15 protein-coding genes are annotated in these 17,715 nt (G+C 71.2%); 9 read left to right on the top strand and 6 right to left on the bottom strand.

Going from position 1 to position 17,715, the window contains the following annotated elements; all coding sequences use genetic code 11:
- Positions 1-628: 628 nt before the first annotated feature.
- Entirely contained in the window at positions 629-1,072 is a 444-nt protein-coding gene (locus ACWCXB_RS02985) for an ATP-binding protein (RefSeq protein WP_450718348.1), read from the bottom strand.
- Between the two features lie 135 nt (positions 1,073-1,207).
- Here ACWCXB_RS02985 and ACWCXB_RS02990 point away from each other — a divergent pair, with 135 nt between their 5' ends.
- The 5 genes from ACWCXB_RS02990 to ACWCXB_RS03010 all read left to right on the top strand — a co-directional run bounded on the left by ACWCXB_RS02990 (position 1,208) and on the right by ACWCXB_RS03010 (position 4,648).
- Complete coding sequence (locus tag ACWCXB_RS02990; protein WP_450718350.1) at positions 1,208-2,074, top strand: helix-turn-helix domain-containing protein; 867 nt, start codon at positions 1,208-1,210, stop codon at positions 2,072-2,074.
- Positions 2,071-2,328: a DUF397 domain-containing protein gene (locus ACWCXB_RS02995; RefSeq protein WP_450718352.1), complete on the top strand. Its 258-nt coding sequence runs from the start codon at positions 2,071-2,073 to the stop codon at positions 2,326-2,328. Before ACWCXB_RS02990 ends, ACWCXB_RS02995 begins: the two co-directional genes overlap by 4 nt.
- Before the next feature lie 280 nt (positions 2,329-2,608).
- Positions 2,609-2,905, top strand: a complete 297-nt coding sequence (locus ACWCXB_RS03000) for a hypothetical protein (RefSeq protein ID WP_450718354.1) — start codon at positions 2,609-2,611, stop codon at positions 2,903-2,905.
- A 229-nt stretch (positions 2,906-3,134) separates the two neighbouring features.
- The gene (locus tag ACWCXB_RS03005; protein ID WP_450718356.1) at positions 3,135-3,968 is read left to right on the top strand and encodes a helix-turn-helix domain-containing protein; all 834 of its coding nucleotides are present in this window, start codon (positions 3,135-3,137) and stop codon (positions 3,966-3,968) included.
- A gap of 86 nt (positions 3,969-4,054) precedes the next feature.
- Positions 4,055-4,648: a Uma2 family endonuclease gene (locus ACWCXB_RS03010; RefSeq protein ID WP_450718358.1), complete on the top strand. Its 594-nt coding sequence runs from the start codon at positions 4,055-4,057 to the stop codon at positions 4,646-4,648.
- A 13-nt stretch (positions 4,649-4,661) separates the two neighbouring features.
- On the opposite strand, the gene ACWCXB_RS03015 is transcribed toward ACWCXB_RS03010, so the two are convergent.
- Entirely contained in the window at positions 4,662-5,492 is an 831-nt protein-coding gene (locus ACWCXB_RS03015) for an LLM class F420-dependent oxidoreductase (protein ID WP_450718360.1), read from the bottom strand.
- Between the two features lie 204 nt (positions 5,493-5,696).
- On the opposite strand from ACWCXB_RS03015, the gene ACWCXB_RS03020 reads away from it, so the two are divergent.
- Positions 5,697-7,217 (top strand): CehA/McbA family metallohydrolase, encoded by a 1,521-nt coding sequence (locus ACWCXB_RS03020; RefSeq protein ID WP_450718362.1) that lies wholly within the window; start codon positions 5,697-5,699, stop codon positions 7,215-7,217.
- A gap of 147 nt (positions 7,218-7,364) precedes the next feature.
- Positions 7,365-8,342, top strand: coding sequence for an SAM-dependent methyltransferase (locus ACWCXB_RS03025; RefSeq protein WP_450718364.1), 978 nt, complete (start codon positions 7,365-7,367; stop codon positions 8,340-8,342).
- Between the two features lie 7 nt (positions 8,343-8,349).
- On the opposite strand, the gene ACWCXB_RS03030 is transcribed toward ACWCXB_RS03025, so the two are convergent.
- On the bottom strand, positions 8,350-9,417 hold the full coding sequence (locus tag ACWCXB_RS03030; protein WP_450718366.1) for a GlxA family transcriptional regulator: 1,068 nt from the start codon (positions 9,415-9,417) through the stop codon (positions 8,350-8,352).
- 94 nt (positions 9,418-9,511) lie between these two features.
- Here ACWCXB_RS03030 and ACWCXB_RS03035 point away from each other — a divergent pair, with 94 nt between their 5' ends.
- Entirely contained in the window at positions 9,512-10,459 is a 948-nt protein-coding gene (locus ACWCXB_RS03035; RefSeq protein ID WP_450718368.1) for an NADP-dependent oxidoreductase, read from the top strand.
- Positions 10,460-10,524: 65 nt separating this feature from the next.
- On the top strand, positions 10,525-11,859 hold the full coding sequence (locus ACWCXB_RS03040) for a hypothetical protein (protein WP_450718370.1): 1,335 nt from the start codon (positions 10,525-10,527) through the stop codon (positions 11,857-11,859).
- Positions 11,860-12,044: 185 nt separating this feature from the next.
- Here the strand turns inward: ACWCXB_RS03040 and ACWCXB_RS03045 are convergent, their stop codons facing one another.
- The 3 genes from ACWCXB_RS03045 to ACWCXB_RS03055 form a co-directional block, all read right to left on the bottom strand.
- The gene (locus tag ACWCXB_RS03045; RefSeq protein ID WP_450718372.1) at positions 12,045-13,604 is read right to left on the bottom strand and encodes an APC family permease; all 1,560 of its coding nucleotides are present in this window, start codon (positions 13,602-13,604) and stop codon (positions 12,045-12,047) included.
- 280 nt (positions 13,605-13,884) lie between these two features.
- A complete protein-coding gene (locus ACWCXB_RS03050) occupies positions 13,885-15,372 on the bottom strand; it encodes an aldehyde dehydrogenase family protein (RefSeq protein WP_450718374.1) in 1,488 nt (495 codons plus the stop codon).
- Positions 15,369-17,108 (bottom strand): N-acyl-D-amino-acid deacylase family protein, encoded by a 1,740-nt coding sequence (locus tag ACWCXB_RS03055; RefSeq protein WP_450718376.1) that lies wholly within the window; start codon positions 17,106-17,108, stop codon positions 15,369-15,371. The genes ACWCXB_RS03050 and ACWCXB_RS03055 overlap by 4 nt, the downstream gene beginning before the upstream one ends.
- Positions 17,109-17,715 lie beyond the last annotated feature (607 nt).

The raw sequence follows: 17,715 nt of genomic DNA on the forward strand, positions 1-17,715 counted from the left end.
CCGCCGTGATCTCCTCGCTCGTGACGGCCGGGCCTCGGATGACCGGTACTCGACCTCATTGCGGCGGGCCCGCATCCGGTTGAAGGGCCGCAGGACCGAGCCCAGCGGAGGATCGAGCTGAGCTCGGACCGCCTCGTACACCGCGCGGTGTCCACCGACCACGAGAACATCGACGTCCGCAGGTGGCGGCCCCGGCTCGCCGCTGTAGCGGGCGGCCCAGGACCCGTAGATGTACGCGCGCTCCACGCCCGTCACTGGCCGCAGAATCGCCGTCAGCAGCGGCAGAGGGCCGAACGACCGCGCGATCAGCTCAGTCAGCGGCCGAAGCAGCAGGGTGTCCCGCGGGCGGTCACCACGCGGGTACGGCCGACTCGCCGGTCCGAGAGGATCCCCGCTTCGATGAGGCGGTTAACCTCCCGCAGCACAGCGGTGTGGGACGCCCCAAGTTCGCCGGCCAACTCGGTCAGGCTGAATTCCCGCTCGGGGTGGAGAAGGACGAGCGCCAGGAGCTCGCCTTGGAGTTGCGACCGCAGCAGGGGTAGCAGGGACGGCGACTTCTTCATTCGACGCGCAATATCCTGCGCCGAATGAATATTGCAATGAGTGCCCGTTCCGACGCTCAACGTGTCTATCGGCCGTCCTCCGCCTGAAGGGAAAGCCCCAGCTCCGCCCAGACCGTCTTGCCGATGAGGCGGTCCGCCGTGCCCCAGGCCGTGGCGAGCGCGACCACGAGGAGGAGGCCACGGCCCGTCTCGGCGTCGGGCGCGAGCGGCGTCCCGGGGGTGGTCGGTACGCGTTCGCCCCGGGCGTCGGAAACCTCGATACGGAGAGTGGTCGCGGCCAGCAGCAGGCGGACCTCGAAGTCGCGGCCCGGGACGCGGCCGTGCGTGACTGCGTTGGCCGCGAGCTCGGCCACGATCAGCCCGGCGGTGTCAGAGAGCTCGCTGCCGTACGGGATGCCCCACGCGTCGAGCCGGTGCACGGCCAGGTGTCGGGCGAGGCGGGCGCCGCGGCGGGTGGCGCTGAAGCGCTGGGTGAACTCGGCCGTGGGGGTGGCGGTTTCGGCTTTCATGTCACTGAGCGTGGCCGGTCGCGAGTACCCTGACCAGGAGTTACGACGCGACGGAGCGTAGCCGTACGAGTACGGTCTGATCGCTGTACGGGTCGTCGACCGTGACCACTGCGGCGGGTGAGGGCGGTACGAGGCATGGCGAACGCGGAACGCGAGGAGCGGCCGGAGCGGCCCGTCGAGGTGGACGGGACCGCGCTGCTCTTCAGCTCCCTGGGCAAGCAGATCAAGGTGCTGCGCGAGCGTGCCGGGATGAGCCAGAAGGAGCTGGGCGCGGCGGCGCACTGCGGGGAGGCGCTGATCTCCTCCATGGAGCGGGGCGTACGGACGCCTCAGCCGGCGTTTCTGCGGCTGGTGGACGAGGTGTTGGGAGCCGGGGGCGTGCTGAGGGCGGCGATCCCGGATGTGGAGAGAGCATTGGCGAAGGCGCGCGTACGGCATCCGGACTGGTTCCGGGACTTCGCGCGCGCGGAGGCAGAGGCTACTGCGCTGCACGAGTACAGCAATCAGACAGTGCCCGGTCTGCTCCAGACCGGGGAGTACGCGCGGGCGCTGTTCTCCCAGCGGCAGCCTCTGCTCGACGAGGAGACCATCGGGAAGCGGGTGTCCGACCGGTTGGCCCGCCAGCAGCTCTTCGAGCGCTGGCCTGCCCCGACCTTCAGCTACGTGTTGGAGGAGGTCGTACTGCAACGGCCGATCGGCGGTCGAACCGTCCACGAGGGTCAGTTGCGGCGACTGCTGCGGGTAGGGCGTCTGCGGACAGTAGAGCTACAGGTAATGCCTACTGACCGCGAGGAACATCCCTGCATGGGCGGCTCGTTCATCCTGCTGACGCCCAAGGGGCGGTCACAGGTGGCGTACACCGAGAGCTACGGCCACCCCAGGCTGGTCATCGATACTGAGGAGGTCCGCGTCTTCGGCGAACGCTATGGGAGCATGCGGGCGCAGGCTCTCACGCCACGGGAGTCGCTGGCCTTGATCGAGAAGTTGCTGGGAGAGCGATGAACACCGCGGAACTCGACTGGTTCAAGAGCAGCTACAGCGACGCCGAAGGCGGCGCCTGCATCGAAGTCGCCTATGACTGGCGCAAGTCCAGCTACAGCAGCGGCGAAGGCGGCGAGTGCCTCGAAGTCGCCAACTGCCCCACCACCATCCACATCCGCGACTCCAAGAACCCCACCGGCCCCCAGCTCGCCTTCGCCCCCGACCGCTGGTCCGCGTTCGTCACGTACGCACAGTCCACCCGCGTCGGCGCCTAGCTGGCACTGGATCATGCCCCGCCGGTACGGGTACGTGGGTGACCCTGACATCGCGCCGCCGTACGCCCGGGAAGCGAGGGGCGGATCATCCGGTCGGTCGACGACTTCGGCGACTGGGTCCGCGAGCAGTCATCCGACGAGTTGGCGGAGCCGTTCACGTACGTCATCGACGAGAATGGCCACTGAGGCTGGCGCCACGGCGCAGCGAGCACGTCGCGTGTGCGGGCCGCGGATGGGTCCAGGGAGCCGGGGAGATCACCTTCACGCGCTGCGGCGACGGGTGGGCGGTCACCGCGGTCAGCAATCAGTCGACCGGATACTGTCCGGACCCCGATTCCTGGGCGCGGTCGCCAACGCCCTGGACCGGGCCGGACTGGCGCGGCCCGAGGCGTTCACGCACGAAGTCGTCTTCCGGCGCTGTGCGGGATGCGAGCAGCTGAACATCGTGCGGGACGAGGATTTCGTGTGCGTCTTCTGCGACGCCGACCTGCCGCGGGAGTGGAACGCCCGTTCACCCAATCTGTCCGGTTCTGACCCCATCGACTTCTCCACGACCCGATGGACCAGAACCCGGTGACCCGCGACGCCAAAAGATCAAAGAACCCGGGGAAAGAACCTCCCCAACCCTCCCCCAACCCCCTCGCGGTCACGCTCACTCACACGGGTGATCTGATCCAACCGGGCTGGCGCATATGCCACTTCGCGGTGCAGGCTCGGCCTCGACAACCGCACACATGCAACGGCCCCCGGCCGGGACTGGCATCCCGATCGAGGGCCTGACCACCGAGGAAGCAAGCACCTTCCCGATGACTGACCCGCAGCTTAACGCGCCCCCGTGCGCGCCGCCGCCCGTTCTCAGGCCCGGCATCCAGCACATCAACATCCGGCACACGGAACGCTTCGTCGTGGTCGGAAACCACCTCGCCCAGCACACCGAGCTCTCCCTCACCGCGATCGGGCTGGCGGTCCACATCCAGTCGCTTCCCGCCGGCGCGAGGATCTCCATCAAGCGCCTTGCCGAGCGCTTCCCCGAGGGGGAGATCAGGATCGCCGCCGCCCTGCGGGAGCTGGAGGAGCACGGCTACCTCGCGCGCGTCCAAGTGCGGCTTCCGTCGGGGATGGTGATCACGCTGACGCTCTCGTACAACAACCCGGCCGACCAGCGGGCCGACGCCGCGCCCGACGCTGACCGGACCCCGGTGCCCGAACCGGAGCCGGAGCAGCCGCCTCCACCCGAGCCGGATTCGGGGTCCGAGCCTGCCCACCCCACATCCCCAGCCGCCGCCTCGCTCCTCGCCGGGCTGCGGCGCGACGACGCACGCCTGATCCTCGCCGAACGGGACGTGCGCCGCCTCGCCCCTGCCGTCGACGCCTGGCTGGAGCGCGGCATCGCCCCCGACGCCGTACGCCGCACCCTCATCGCCGATCTCCCTGGCGGGCGGATCCACCACCCGGCGGCTTTCCTCGCCCACCGCCTCACCGCGCTCCTACCCCCGCCGCTTCCCGCCACCCCGGCACCGCCGCCGCGCCCCGACCCGCTCCAGAACTGCGACCGCTGCGACCGCGCCTTCCGCGCGCCGGAGCCGGGCTACTGCCGCGACTGCGACACGTCGGCGGCCGCATCGGCCCTCGCCGCGTGAGCCTGTGGCGCAATCAGGCTGATACGGCCCCGACGGCAAACCGGCGAAAGCCCGCGAGGCCGACGCTAGGCTGGCCGTGGCACCCCGTGGAGGACACCGTGAGCAGCATGCCCCCCGAGCAGATCCACCGTATGCGCGAGGTGGTCGCGCACCTTTCCGAGTACGCCGAGCACCTCGAGAAGGGGTGGAAGGTGGAGACCACAGATGGGGAGGTGAAGCTCGTGATGATGAGCCTGAACCTCCCCCACACCACCAACGTCGATGTCTTCCGCAACCAGATCAGGGAACAGACACTGGGCATCTCGGCGGTCAACGACACGGACATGACCGACCCTGTCACCGGCCTTGAGAAGGTCCCTGACCTGATGGCATTCCCCACAGAGGATGTCGACCCGCAAGCCGAATCCGTCGACCCCCGAGCAGTGCCCCTCGTCGTTGAGATCGTTTCCAAGAGCAATCCCAAGAACGACCTCGTCACGAAGCTGGACGACTACCCGAGGATGGGCATTCCCTGCTACGTCGTGGTGGATCCCCGCAACGGCACCATCTCCGTCCACTCCGAGCCGAAGGAGGGGCCTGACGGGCACAAGTACCGCTCCTCCATCCCCTACGCGTTCGGCGACATCGTCCCGGTCGGTCCCTGGACCTTCGACACCTCCGGACTCGTCCGCTACCGGTGACCCCGCTGACGTCTCAGATGTATTGCCCGTACTCGTCCAGCACCCTCAGTACCTCCCCCTCCCCCGCCGGCGGCAGTTGCAGCACCACCTCCTCCACCCCCAGCTCCGCGTAGTGCGCGAGCTTGCCCGCCGAGGGCAGGACGGCGTACGGGACGATCTGCAGCGCGCCCGGGTCGCGGCCCGCCTTTTCCCAGACCTCCCGCAGCACCGGCACGGACTCCGTCAGGCCGCGGCCTCCGATCGGCATCCAGCCGTCCGCGTACTCCGCGATGTGGGAGAAGAGCTTCGGGCCGGCCGCGCCGCCGACCAGGGTGCGCGGGGCACCCCCGGCGACCGGCTTCGGGTAGGCGTAGGACGCGCGCACCGAGGCGAAGTCGCCCTTGTAGGCCACGGGTTCGGGCGACCAGAGCGCGCGCATCAGCAGCATTCGGTCGCGGCCGAGTTCGCGGCGCGTGGACCATTCGACGCCGTGGTCCGCCGCCTCCTCCTTGTTCCAGCCGAAGCCGACGCCGAGGGTGAAGCGGCCGCCGCTCACGAAGTCCAGGGTCGCGATCTGCTTGGCGAGGACGATCGGGTCGTGCTGGGCGACGAGGGTGACGCCGGTGCCCAGCAGGAGGCGGTCGGTCACCGCCGCGGCCTGGCCGAGGGCGACGAAGGGGTCGAGCGTGCGGCCGTACTCGGGCGGGAGGTCGCCGCCCGCGGGGTAGGGGGTGGTCCGCTCGACCGGGATGTGGGTGTGTTCGGGCAGGTACAGCCCGGCGAAGCCGCGCTGCTCGAGCTCGCGCGCCAGCCGCACGGGCGTGATCGTCTCGTCCGTCAGGAAGATCGTGGTCGAGATCCGCATACCGCACGCTCCGCCTTCGTCGACTGTGATGGCGGGCCCAAGCTACGCGGTACGACGCGAGATTCCGAGAGGCCCGTCGACGCCCCGTCCGCGCCACGACCGTGCAACCCGCCAATCCCCTTCCCTTGCCCTGGGGTTCATGGCCGAGTACGAGGTTGGTCCCACGCCACTCTTGTCCCTCTCACACCCCCGGGAGCCGACGGCATGTGCAATGACGACGCAACCATCAGCAGACGCGGACTGTTCGTGACGGGAGCCGCCGCGGCGCTTACGTTGAGCAGTGTGAGCTTCGCCGAAGCAGCCGACGCGGGCACGACGACCACCACCAAGGTCGTGCGCGGCACCCTCCCGCCCGGCTCCCCCGACTTCGTGTACCTCCCCGTCGAGGTCCCTCGCGGCGTCTCGGAGATCCGGGTCTCGTACACGTACGAGAAGCCGGCCGTCCCCGCCGGCACCCAGGGCAACGCCCTCGACATCGGCATCTTCGACGAGCGCGGCACGGACCTCGGCGGGAAGGGCTTCCGGGGCTGGTCGGGCGGGGCGCGCGGCGAGTTCTTCATCCGGGGCGACGACGCGACGCCCGGGTACGTCCCGGGGCCGATCCGCGCGGGCACCTGGCACATCGCGCTCGGGCCGTACACGGTCGCGCCGCAGGGCCTGCCGTACACGATCACGATCACGCTCACGTTCGGGACGTCCACGGAAACCCCCAGCCCCGTCTACCCGCCCGAGCGGGCCAAGGGGCGTGGCCGGGCCTGGTACCGGGGCGACTGCCATCTGCACTCCTGGTACTCGGACGGCAGGCGCACGCCCGCCGAGATCGCCGCGCTCGCCCGCGCCGCCGGGCTCGACTTCATCAACAGCAGCGAGCACAACACGCATGCTGCGCACGCCCACTGGGCGGAGGCGGCGGGCGACGACCTGCTGGTCCTCCTCGGCGAGGAGGTCACCACGCGCAACGGTCACGTCGTCGCCCTCGGCACCGACCCGGGCACGTTCGTCGACTGGCGCTATCGCGCCCGCGACAACCGCTTCGGCCACTACGCGCGCGAGATCCGCCGCGCGGGCGGCCTGGTCGTCCCGGCGCACCCGCACGCCACCTGCATCGGCTGCAACTGGAAGTTCGGCTTCGGCGAGGCGGACGCGGTGGAGGTGTGGAACGGTCCGTACACGCCGGACGACGAGGTGTCCCTGGCGTCCTGGGACAACACGCTGGTCGCGTCCGTACGTTCGGGGAAGCGGTGGACCCCGGCGATGGGCAGCAGCGACGCCCATCGCCACCCGGACCCCGTCGGCACTCCGCAGACCGTCGTGCTCGCCGACGATCTCACCCGTGAGGCCATCCTCGACGGCATCCGCGCGGGGCGCAGCTATGTTGCCGAGTCGGCGGCCGTGTCGCTGTCCTTCTCCGCGTCCGGCCCCCGCGGTCAGCATGCGGGCATCGGCGAACGGCTGCGGGTGGACGCCGACGACCCGGTGACCGTACGCCTGGAGGTGACCGGCGCGCCCGGCCGCACGGCCCGCATCGTCACCGACCAGGGCGTGCTGCTCACGGCGACCCTCCCGACGGACGGCACGGGCACGGGCACCGTGGAGTGGCGTACGACGGCGGCGTACGCGGCGTACGTACGGGCCGAGGTGCGGCACGCGCCGGTCGTACCCGTGCCGGGCTTGCCGGGGCCGCTGGCCGCGTTCACGAACCCCGTTTTCCTGGGAGCCTCCTGACCCGAAGGCCGCTCGGCCCGGGCCGTCGGTCCGGGCCGAGCGGCCTGCTCGGGGCCACGGAATCGCTGGACAGCACCTCACGGATTAAGCTGAGGGCATTGTCATAGTCTGTCCGCTTTTTCGGATCTCCATGACGGCAGGTGAGTGATGGTGTTGCTCGGGTCGAGGAAACCCCACGCCTACAAGGGCACATCACCCAAGTCGATCCGCCATGAGTACGACTTCCTGGGCGAGTTCTACCGGCTGACCCTGGGCCGCGAACTCACCTACTCCTACGCGATGTGGGAGGAGAGCGACACCCTCGAATCGGCCCAGCTGCGCAAGCTCGACTACCACGCCGAAGCGGCGAAGGCCGTGGGTGCCGCGCGCGTGCTCGACGTCGGTTGCGGTTGGGGCAGCCTCATGCAGCGGCTGGTGGAGACGCACGGCGTAGGGCACGTCGTGGGGATCACCATGAGTCCGGGCCAGGCCGCCTGGATCCGCGACCGGAACTGGCCCCGCTGCGAGGTGCGGGTCGAGAACTGGTTCGACCACGAGCCCGAAGCGCCCTACGACGCCATCATCGCCATCGAGGCGATCGAGCACTTCGCGGGCAACAACATCTGGCGGGCCAAGCGCGTCGCCCGTTACCGCGAGTTCTTCCGGAGCGCCCACTCCTGGCTGCGGCCGGGCGGGCGGCTCTCCCTGCAGGCCAACGCCTGGAACACCCGCGGCTGGCTCCCGTCCCTGGTACTGCCGGCGCGGCAACTGGCCCCGCAGGGCGGGGCGCCGGGCGACGCCGACGGGCACCTCGCGCTCAAGGACGTCTACGACGGGGTCCAGAACATCCGCGAGGGCTTCCACGCATCGCGCAAGGTGTTCCCGGAGTGCTTTCTGCCGACCCTCTCCGAGCTCGTCGACGCCAGCCTCGGGCTGTACAAGCTCGTGGACGTGCGCAGCGACCCGGAGGACGGCGTGCGGACCGTACAGACCTGGCTGGAGCGGGCGGAGGCCAACCGGCAGCGCGGTGCCGAACTCATCGGTGAACGCGCGGTGTCCGACGTCATCCGAGAGGAACGCACGGCGCTCAAGTTCCTGCGCGAGCGGCGCTACACCGTTCTCCGTATGGTCCTCGAAAGGGTGTGACCGCTGGTCACGGACGTGCCCCTTCCCGGCCGTTGAACGTGCGCCGGTAGGCGGCCGGTGACGTGCCCAGCAGGGTGCGCATGTGCTGCCGCAGGGAGTTGGCGGTGCCGAATCCGGCCCGGTGGGCGACCAGGTCGATGGACAGGTCGCTGGACTCCAGCAGCTGGCGGGCGAGTTCGAGGCGCTGGGCCGTGAGCCAGCGACCGGGCGTCATGCCGACCTCGTCACGGAAGCGGCGGGTGAACGTGCGCAGGCTCATCCGGGCGTGGTCGGCCAGCTCGCCGAGGGTCAGCGGCTCCTGGAGACGTTCCAGTGCCCATGCGCGCGTGCCGGCCGTCGTCGCGGCGGTCGGCTCCGGAACGGGCCGTTCGATGAACTGGGCCTGGCCGCCGTCCCGCCACGGCGGTACGACGCAGCGCCGGGCGACCTGGTTGGCCACCGCCGCGCCGTGGTCGCGGCGTACGAGATGCAGGCACAGGTCGACGCCCGCGGCGATGCCCGCCGAGGTCAGCACGTCACCGTCGTCCACGAAGAGCACGTCCTCGTCGACCTTGATCCGGGGGAACGCGCGCTGGAACTCCTGGGCCATCTGCCAGTGGGTCGTCGCGGGCCGCCCGTCGAGCAGTCCCGCGGCGGCGAGGACGTAGGAGCCCGTGCAGATGGAGACCTTGCGGGTGCCGGGGCGGATGCGGTCGAGCGCGGCTGCCAGGGGGGCCGGGAGCGGCCCGCCCTTGGCGAGGTGGTCGAGGGCGTACGACGGCGCGATGATCACCGTGTCCGCCGTTTCGAGCGCCTCCGGTCCGTGGGAGACGGCTACGCCGAACCCGGCGTCGCTGTCCACCGGCTGCCCGTCGATCGTGCAGACGACGACCTCGTAGAGCGGCCGCCCCTCGTCGTCGAAGGCACTCCCGAAGACCCGGGACGGGATGCCCAGCTCGAACGGGGGCACACCGTCGAGCGCGAGGACCGCCACGCGGTGCACGGCGGGCGCGGCGGCGCCCTCCGGCGCGGGCGCCGGGGCGGGTGCCGGCGCCTTCGCCGGCGCGGCCGCCGGCGACACGAAGGAAGTAGCCATGGCCAAATCCTGTCACATCATGGCCAAACTGCCAGCACTGCGATCGTCCGTTCCGGCGCACTCTGGTGGCTGCTCACCAGAGAGGACATGATCAATGAGCAACACGATGCGCGCCGTCAGCCCCCGCGAGTGGGGCTCCCCCGACGTCCTGGTCCCCGTCGAGATCGACCGCCCCGAGCCGGGCCTGAACGAGATCCAGGTCCGGGTGCACGCCGCGGGCGTCAACCCCGTCGACTGGAAGACCCGCGCCACCGGTGCCCTCATCACGTGGGGCGACACCCCGGTCCTGGGCTGGGACGTGTCCGGCGTCGTCGAGGCGGTCGGCCCCGGGGTGACGCTGTACCGGCCCGGCGACGAGGTGTTCGGCATGCCTCGCTTCCCGCACCAGGCGGGTGCGTACGCCGAGTACGTGACCGCCCCCGCCCGGCAGTTCGTCCGCAAGCCGGCCGGCATCGACCATGTGCAGGCCGCCGCGCTGCCCCTGGCCGCGCTCACCGCCTGGCAGTCCCTGGTCGAGACGGCGGGGCTGCGCGCCGGGCAGCGCGTGCTGGTCCACGCCGCGGCCGGTGGCGTGGGACATCTGGCCGTCCAGATCGCCAAGGCGCACGGGGCGTACGTCATCGGGACGGCGAGCGCGGGGAAGCACGCCTTCCTGAAGGAGCTCGGCGTGGACGAGCTGATCGACTACCGGGCGGCCGACTTCACCGAGCAGGTACGGGACGTGGACATCGTCCTCGACACCATCGGCGGGGACTACGGAGCACGCTCCCTGGAGGTCCTGCGGCGCGGCGGCCACCTGGTCACGCTGACGTCGCCGGACGATCTGCCGCCCGCGGACCGGGCGGAGGCGCTCGGTGTGCACACCGGGTGGACCCTCGTCGAGCCGGACCGCGCCGGCCTGCAGGCGATCGTCCGCCTCGTCGAGGAGGGGCAGCTCCGGGCCCGCGTCGACACCGTCCTGCCGCTGGAGGAGGCGGCGAAGGCGCACGCGTACGGCGAGCAGGGCCGTACGCAGGGCAAGATCGTCCTCCGGGTCGAGTAGGCGCGTGACATGATCGTGCGCATGACGAACGTTTTCGCGCGGAAGGGCGGCCACCGCCCCGTCCGATGAAGTGGCTGGACGAGGCGGTCGCCGACGGCACGACGTCGACAGGCGGCCACCCGTCCCGTACAGCCGTGTTCGAGGCGGTGCGTGAGGACCGCGCCGGGCCCGTCGCGCGTCGGCTGCTCCAGCTCACCGGCGCGGAACCGGCGTCCGTACGCCGTGAGGCACTCGAGCTGCTGCGCAGCCTCGTACATGGAGCTGATGCCTGGGAGGCGGCGGCACAGGCGGCGCACGCCCGGCTGGCGGACGAGGACGAGGGAGTGCGGCGGCGGGCCGCCGATGTGCTCGTACGGTCGGGGCGGGCCGATCTCGCGCTCGTTGCGCTGCGGGAGCTGACGGACCCGGTGGTGCGGACCGCTCTCGCCGACAGGGTGCTCCCCGAGGCCACCGAGCAGCTGCGCGACGACTCCCTTGCCGCGGTCCGCTTCCTGGCCCACCTCTCGTTGCTGGGGGATGCGCGGTCTGCGCAGTGGCCGGCGCTCGACGCGGCGCTGCTGGCCGATGCCGAGGAGGCCGCCCCGTACGTACCGTGGATCGGTGAGCGCTGGGCGGGCGCGCTGTACCGGCTCGACCGCGAGGCGCAGACGTACGCGCTGGCCCGGCATCTTCTCGGCAAGGGCCGGCCGATCGTCCTCCGGCAGGCCGGCGTCCAACTGGCGCGGCGGGCCTGCCAGGACTGGCGTGCCGCGCCCGTCGAGCTGCTGCCGCATCTCGTTCCGCACATCGCCCTGCCCGGCGGGGACGACGCGGTACGCACCGCGTTGATCTCGGAGGCGGCGGTACGTGAGCACGCGGCCCTGCTCGCCGGGACAGAGGCCACCCCGCCCCCGAAGCGCCGCCCGTGGACTCGCGGCACCTCCCGGATCCACGACAGTCGCGCTGCCGCCGAGCACCTCGCCACCCGGCCCATCGGCATCGCCCGCCTGAGCAGAGCACCCGAGATCTTCGGCCCGCTGCTGGACGCGGGCCCCCTGACGTTCCGCCAGGCCGCTCAGTTGTACAACCTCACCTTCTCCTGGCCCAATGCGATGCAGGCGTCGTGTGCGCCTTTGTGGTTCCGGCACGCGGGAGCGTCCTCGCTTCCCCGGCTGCTGGGCCTGCTGGTGCGGCAGCTGGACAACCAGGCCCACGGCGAGGCCTTCATGGAGAGCCTCGCGAAGCTGGGCCGCCATGCCCTGCCCGCCGTACCGGATCTGGAGCGCCTCATCGACCGTCGCAAGCGGATTCCCGTCAACGAGCCCTCCCGGGACGCGGAGATGACCACGGACGAACTCCTCCTGGCCGCGGCCGTACGCGCGCGCCGCCGCATCCTGGAGGACGCATCATCGGTGGACTGACCGGTGGCAGTCCGCCGGTTCCCCTGCTCCTTCGGCGACACCGTCCCCGCAGGGCAGTGGTCGTTCGACACCAACCGGCCTGTCCGTTACCGCTGAATCCCGGTGACGTCCGGAAAGGTCCGGGCCCGGCCCCCGAGGAAGGAGGCCGGGCCCGGACGTTCAGCCGGAGAAGGACGGGCCGGGGGTCAGTCGGCGACGACCAGCGACGGGGTCTCCTTCGTCAGCACCTCGCCGTGGAAGAACGCCGGGCTGCGGCGCTGCATGATCACCATGATCACGCCGCCCAGGAGCAGCAGGCCGACGCCGATGACGAAGACGGAGCCGACGCCGAAGACCGCGGAGCCGGAGCCGTAGGCCGGGTCCCACATGTCGTAGAGGGTCTTGCCGAAGACCGCCGTGAGCAGGATGCCGCCGAGGACCGGGAAGAGGCCCTTGAAGGCGAAGTCACGGGCGGAGCGGAAGAGCTCCTGCCGGAAGTACCAGGCGCAGGCGAAGGCGGTGAGCGCGTAGTAGAAGCAGATCATGAGGCCGAGTGCGTAGATCGTGTCGACCAGGACGTGCTCGCTGACCAGGGTCATCACCGTGTAGAACGCGCCGGTGGCGACGCCCGCGACGATCGTGGCCCTGCCGGGGACCTTGTAGCGGGGGTGGACCCTCGCGAAGGACGCAGGGAGGGCCTCGTACGCGGACATCGCGAGCACCGTGCGGGCGACCGGGATGAACGTCGTCTGGAGGCTGGCCGCGGCCGATGCGAGGACGGCGACGAAGAGCGCGATGCCGAGGACCGGGCCCATGACGGGGCCGGCGAGGGCGGCGAAGACGTTGTCGGAGGTGTCCGGGTTGGCGAGGCCGAGGCCCTTGTCGCCCGAGCCCACGGCCATCTGCGCGGCGATACCGGTGGCGAGGTACGAGCCGACGAGGACGACCATGGCGACGAGCGCGGCGCGGCCGGGCGTCTTGGTGGAGCCGGTGGTCTCCTCATTGGTGGACAGACACGCGTCCCAGCCCCAATACATGAAGATCGAGAGGGACAGACCGGCGGTGAAGGCCGCGAAGGACTGGACCGCGAACGGGTTCATCCAGGACCAGGAGAAGTCGACGCCGGTGTCGAAGGCTCCGCTGCCGGCCTTCTGGAGGGCCATGACGACGAAGACGGCGAGGACGACGAGCTGGAGGCCGACGAGGGCGTACTGCACACCCTTCGTGGCGGTCATCCCCCGGTAGCTGATCGCGGTGGCGATGGCGATCAGGGCGAGGCAGGTGACGATGTGGACGGCCTTGTTGCCGTCCAGGGCGGCGATCGACTCGCTGCCCGACAACTCACCGGCCAGCAGCCAGAAGTAGGAGGTCGCGACGCCCGCGAGGTTGGAGAGCACGATGATCGTCGCGATCACCAGGCCCCAGCCGCACATCCAGCCCACGCGGGGGCCGAAGGCCTTCACCGTCCAGGTGAAGGAGGTGCCGCAGTCCGGCATCACCTTGTTGAGCTCGCGGTAGGCGAAGGCGACGAGAAGCATCGGCAGGAAGCCGGCCAGGAAGACGGCGGGCATCTGCAGCCCGACCTCTCCGGCGGTCGAGCCGAGCGTGGAAGTCAGGCAGTACACGGGAGCGACCGTCGAGATACCGATGACGGCACTGCCCAGGAGGCCGACGGAATTGCCGCCGAGTCCCTTGGTGCGGACGCCCCCTTCAGGGCGTCGCCGTACCGTGTCTCCGACCTGGGGTCGCGTCTCCAGCTGAGTCATGAGCAGGACGTTAAATGCTGCGGTTCCCGTATCCGGAAGATCAAACTCCGCTTGCTCGGCCTTGGATGCTGGCGCATTGACCGCGAATCGATCGACCATTGAAAGGCCAACGAGGTCATCGCCTGGAGCTTTCGCAGGCATGAACCCAAGGGTTCCGGATTGCGAAAACCGCAGCAGCGTCCGTTTCGCCCCTTTCGAAATTTTCCCGTGAGGTTCATGTCTCAGTCTTCGAGCGGCTCGGCGAGGGCTCGGCGGGCGGGCCGGCGAGCGGCTCGGACGCTCAGCCGCCGGGCCACACGATCGCCTGCAGCTCGCTGTACGCGTGCAGGGCGTACGAGCCCACGTCCCGGCCGACCCCGCTCTTCTTGAACCCCCCGAACGGGGCTTCCATGTTGCGGCCGATCGTGTTCACCCCGACCCCGCCCGCCCGCAGCCGCCGCGCCACCCGGAAGGCCCGGGCCGCGTCCCCCGACCAGACGTAGTCGATCAGTCCGTAGTCGCTGTCGTTGGCGAGCGCGATGCCCTCCTCGTCGTCGTCGAAGGGGACGACGACCACGACCGGGCCGAAGATCTCCTCCCGTACGATCCGCATTTCGTTGCTGCAGTCCGCGAAGAGCGTCGGGGCCACGTAGAAACCGCGCGCGAAATCGGGGCGCTCCCCGCCGGCGACCAGCCGGGCGCCTTCCTTCCTGCCCAGCTCGACGTACGACTCGATCCGGTCGCGGTGGGCCGCGGAGATCACCGGGCCGACGACCGTGCCCTGCGCCGCCGGGTCGCCGACCTTCATGAAGGCGAGGTAGCCGGTGAGCTTCTCGATCAGCCGGTCGTAGACGCCCCGCTGGGCGAGGACACGCGTGGGGGCGGTGCAGATCTGGCCGCTGTAGAAGGCGAACGTCGTACCGATGCCCATGACCGCCGAGTCGAGGTCGGCGTCGTCGAAGACGAGCGCCGCGCCCTTGCCGCCCAGCTCCATCAGCTGCCGCTTCATCGCGCGGCCGCACACCTCGCCGATCCGCTGCCCGACGGCCGTGGAGCCGGTGAAGCTGACCATGTCGACGTCCGGGGAGTCGACGGCCGCCTCCCCCACCTCGGTACGGGAGCCGCTCACCACATTGACGACCCCCGGCGGCGCGCCCGCCTCCGCGAGCGCCTCCGCCATCCGGTACACGGACAGCGGGTCCTGCGGGGCGGGCTTCACGACGACCGCGTTGCCCATGGCGAGGGCGGGGGCGACCTTGCCGGCCGGATTCGCCCACGGGTTGTTGTACGAGGTGATGCAGGTGACCACGCCGACCGGGCGGCGGGCGGCGAGCGCGCCGAAGATCCCGGCCTTCCCCATCGGGCCCGCCTCGTTGATCTGCGGGGGCAGTCCCTGTTCGACGGGCTCCAGCGCACCCTTCGCATACCGGCGGAAGCGGGACACCCCCACCGCGACCTGCATGCCGCGGGCCGTGCCCGTCGTCGCTCCGGTCTCGGCGCGGGCGAGCTCCGCGTACGCGTCGAACTCGCGCTGGATCACCTCCGCGGCCCGGTCCAGGACCGCCGCACGCTCCTCCGGGGCCGTGCGGGACCAGGACTCGAAGGCCTCCCGGGCGGCTGCCGCGGCCTCGTAGACCTGGTCGCGGCTCGCCTCGGGCGCGAGGCCGACGACCTGCTCGGTCGCCGGGTCGATCACCTCGTAGTGCCCGCGGTCGGGCTCGGTCCACTCGCCGCCGATGAACAGCCGCTGGGGTGCGCCGGGTGCGCCGGATGTACTGGCGGCGCTCACCGGGTGCTCACCGTCCTGGTGTCGCGGCCCGACCGCAGCACCTTGCCCGGTATCGCGCCCGTGACCTCGTCGTCGCGGACGGTCTCGACGCCGTTGACGCGTACGGACACGATCCCGACCGCCCGGGAGTCGAGCCGCGGGCTGTCCCCCGGCAGGTCGTGGACGAGGGACGCAGGGCCCGCGTCGATCCGCTCCGGGTCGAAGAGGACCAGGTCGGCGTGGAAGCCCTCGACGATCCGGCCGCGCTCGCGCAGGCCGAAGAGCTGCGCCGGGTCGTCGGTGAGCATCTTCACCGCCTCCTCCAGCGAGGCGAGCTTCCGCCCGCGCAGACAGTCGCCGATGAAGCGTGTGGTGTACGGCGCCCCGCACATCCGGTCCAGATGCGCGCCCGCGTCGGAGCCGCCGAGCATGACGTCCTCGTGCTGCCACGTCTCGGCGCGCAGGGCCCAGCTCGCGGGGTCGTTGTCGGTGGGCATCGGCCACAGGACCGTACGCAGGTCGTCGTTGGCGCAGATCTCGACGAGGCACTGGAAGGGGTCCTGGCCGCGCTCGGCCGCGATGTCGTTCACGACCCGGCCGCTCAGGCCCTCGTTCTCCGCGCTGTAGGTGTCGCCGATGACGTACCGGCCGAAGTCGGCCAGGCGCCGGAAGACGCCGGCCTCCTTGGAGTCGGCGCGGCGCAGCATCCCGGCGCGGACGTCCGGGTCGCGGAGCTTCGCGATCCGCTCCGGGACGGGCAGGCCCAGGATCTCCCCCCACCCCGGGATGAGGTTGAGCGCGCAGAAGGTGCCGAGCGACATGTTCATGGGGGTGAGGATCGGCATGGTGAGGGCGACGATCCGGCCGCCGGCCTTGCGGGCGCGCTCGCTCGGGACCAGCTGGCGCGGTACGCGCTCGGGTACGGCGGCGTCGACGGTCAGAACGTTCCAGTTGAGCGGGCGGCCCGCGGCGGCGCTCATCTCGACGAAGAGGTCGATCTCGTCGTCCGCGAACTGGTCGAGGCAGCCCGCGACGATCGCCTCCAGCTGGGTGCCCTCGTGCTCGGCGACGGCGCGGGAGAGCGCGAGGAGCTCCGCAGGCTTCGCGTGACGGGAGGCGACGGGCTGCCCGTCGCCGTCCGAGTGGGTGGACGACTGGGTGGTGGACAGGCCCCAGGCGCCCGCGTCCATCGCGTCGTGGAAGAGCCGCAGCATGGCGTCGAGCTGCTCGAGTGTGGGCTGCCCGCCGACCGCGTCCGGGCCCATGACGTGTCGGCGCAGGGCGCAATGGCCCACCATGAAGCCCGCGTTGACGGCGATGCGGCCGTCGAGGGCGTCCAGGTACTCGCCGAAGGTGTGCCAGTTCCAAGGGGCGCCCTCTTCGAGCGCGACCAGGGACATGCCCTCGACCTTGGACATCATGCGGCGCGTGTAGTCGGCGTCCTCGGGGCGGTCGGGGTTGAGCGGGGCGAGCGTGAAGCCGCAGTTGCCGCCCGCGACGGTGGTCACGCCGTGGTTCATGGAGGGCGTGGCGTACGGGTCCCAGAAGAGCTGGGCATCGTAGTGCGTGTGCGGGTCGACGAAGCCGGGGGTGAGGACGAGCCCGGCCGCGTCCTCGCTGGTGCGGGTCTCTTCGGTGACGGTGCCGGGCTCGGCGATGACGGCGATGCGGCCGTCGCGGATGCCGACGTCCGCGGTGTAGGCGGGGGCGCCGGTGCCGTCCACGACGGTGGCGCCCTTGATCAGGTGGTCCAGCATGGGTTGGCGTCCCTTTCGTCACTGATCGGTGCCCCGGTATCGGTGCCCCGGCCGGAGGCCCCCGCGGCCGGCCGCAGCCGCGGGGCCCTCCGACCGGGCCGGACGCGGGTGGCGATCCGGGAAGACGCCGCCCGCGGTCTGTGGGGGGTGGGAGGGGAGGGTCGGTCCGTGGCCCGGTGCCGGTCCGTTGGGGGGTGCCCGGTCATCGGCCGGGTGCCGGTCCGTGGCCGGATGCCCGGTCATCGGCCGGGTGCCGGTCCGTGGCCGGATGCCCGGTCATCGGCCGGGTGCCGGTCCGTGGCCGGATGCCGCTGCGCGGGGCCACGCGGCGGAGCCGCACATCGATACAGCCCACCCCGCCCCTTCCCGAACCGGTGGCAAGCCCCCAGGCCCCCGGGGCGTGCCCGATACCGTCCGGGCGGCCTGCATGTCCGTCCTCGAGCGCCGGACGGGCTTCAAGGGAGCCCCGCCGCCCCCCACGCCCGCAGAGCGCAGGGGAGAGCCCGGGGCGGAGCCCCCGGAACGGGGTCCGGGACGGAGCCCCGGTTCGGGAAGGGGCGGGGCGGGAACGAAGCCCGCCGCAGGCGGCGCCACGGCCGGGCCCGGC

It is taken from the genome of Streptomyces sp. NPDC001514, assembly GCF_053597075.1.

Excerpts from the sequence above, each read along its gene's own strand:
- ACWCXB_RS03055 (WP_450718376.1), bottom strand. The coding sequence starts at position 17,108 with ATGCTGGACCACCTGATCAAGGGCGCCACCGTCGTGGACGGCACCGGC.
- ACWCXB_RS03015 (WP_450718360.1), bottom strand. The coding sequence starts at position 5,492 with ATGCGGATCTCGACCACGATCTTCCTGACGGACGAGACGATCACGCCC.
- ACWCXB_RS02995 (WP_450718352.1), top strand. The coding sequence starts at position 2,071 with ATGAACACCGCGGAACTCGACTGGTTCAAGAGCAGCTACAGCGACGCC.
- ACWCXB_RS03030 (WP_450718366.1), bottom strand. The coding sequence starts at position 9,417 with ATGGCTACTTCCTTCGTGTCGCCGGCGGCCGCGCCGGCGAAGGCGCCG.
- ACWCXB_RS03045 (WP_450718372.1), bottom strand. The coding sequence starts at position 13,604 with ATGACTCAGCTGGAGACGCGACCCCAGGTCGGAGACACGGTACGGCGA.
- ACWCXB_RS03005 (WP_450718356.1), top strand. The coding sequence starts at position 3,135 with ATGACTGACCCGCAGCTTAACGCGCCCCCGTGCGCGCCGCCGCCCGTT.
- ACWCXB_RS03035 (WP_450718368.1), top strand. The coding sequence starts at position 9,512 with ATGAGCAACACGATGCGCGCCGTCAGCCCCCGCGAGTGGGGCTCCCCC.
- ACWCXB_RS02990 (WP_450718350.1), top strand. The coding sequence starts at position 1,208 with ATGGCGAACGCGGAACGCGAGGAGCGGCCGGAGCGGCCCGTCGAGGTG.
- ACWCXB_RS03025 (WP_450718364.1), top strand. The coding sequence starts at position 7,365 with ATGGTGTTGCTCGGGTCGAGGAAACCCCACGCCTACAAGGGCACATCA.
- ACWCXB_RS03040 (WP_450718370.1), top strand. The coding sequence starts at position 10,525 with ATGAAGTGGCTGGACGAGGCGGTCGCCGACGGCACGACGTCGACAGGC.
- ACWCXB_RS02985 (WP_450718348.1), bottom strand. The coding sequence starts at position 1,072 with ATGAAAGCCGAAACCGCCACCCCCACGGCCGAGTTCACCCAGCGCTTC.
- ACWCXB_RS03020 (WP_450718362.1), top strand. The coding sequence starts at position 5,697 with ATGTGCAATGACGACGCAACCATCAGCAGACGCGGACTGTTCGTGACG.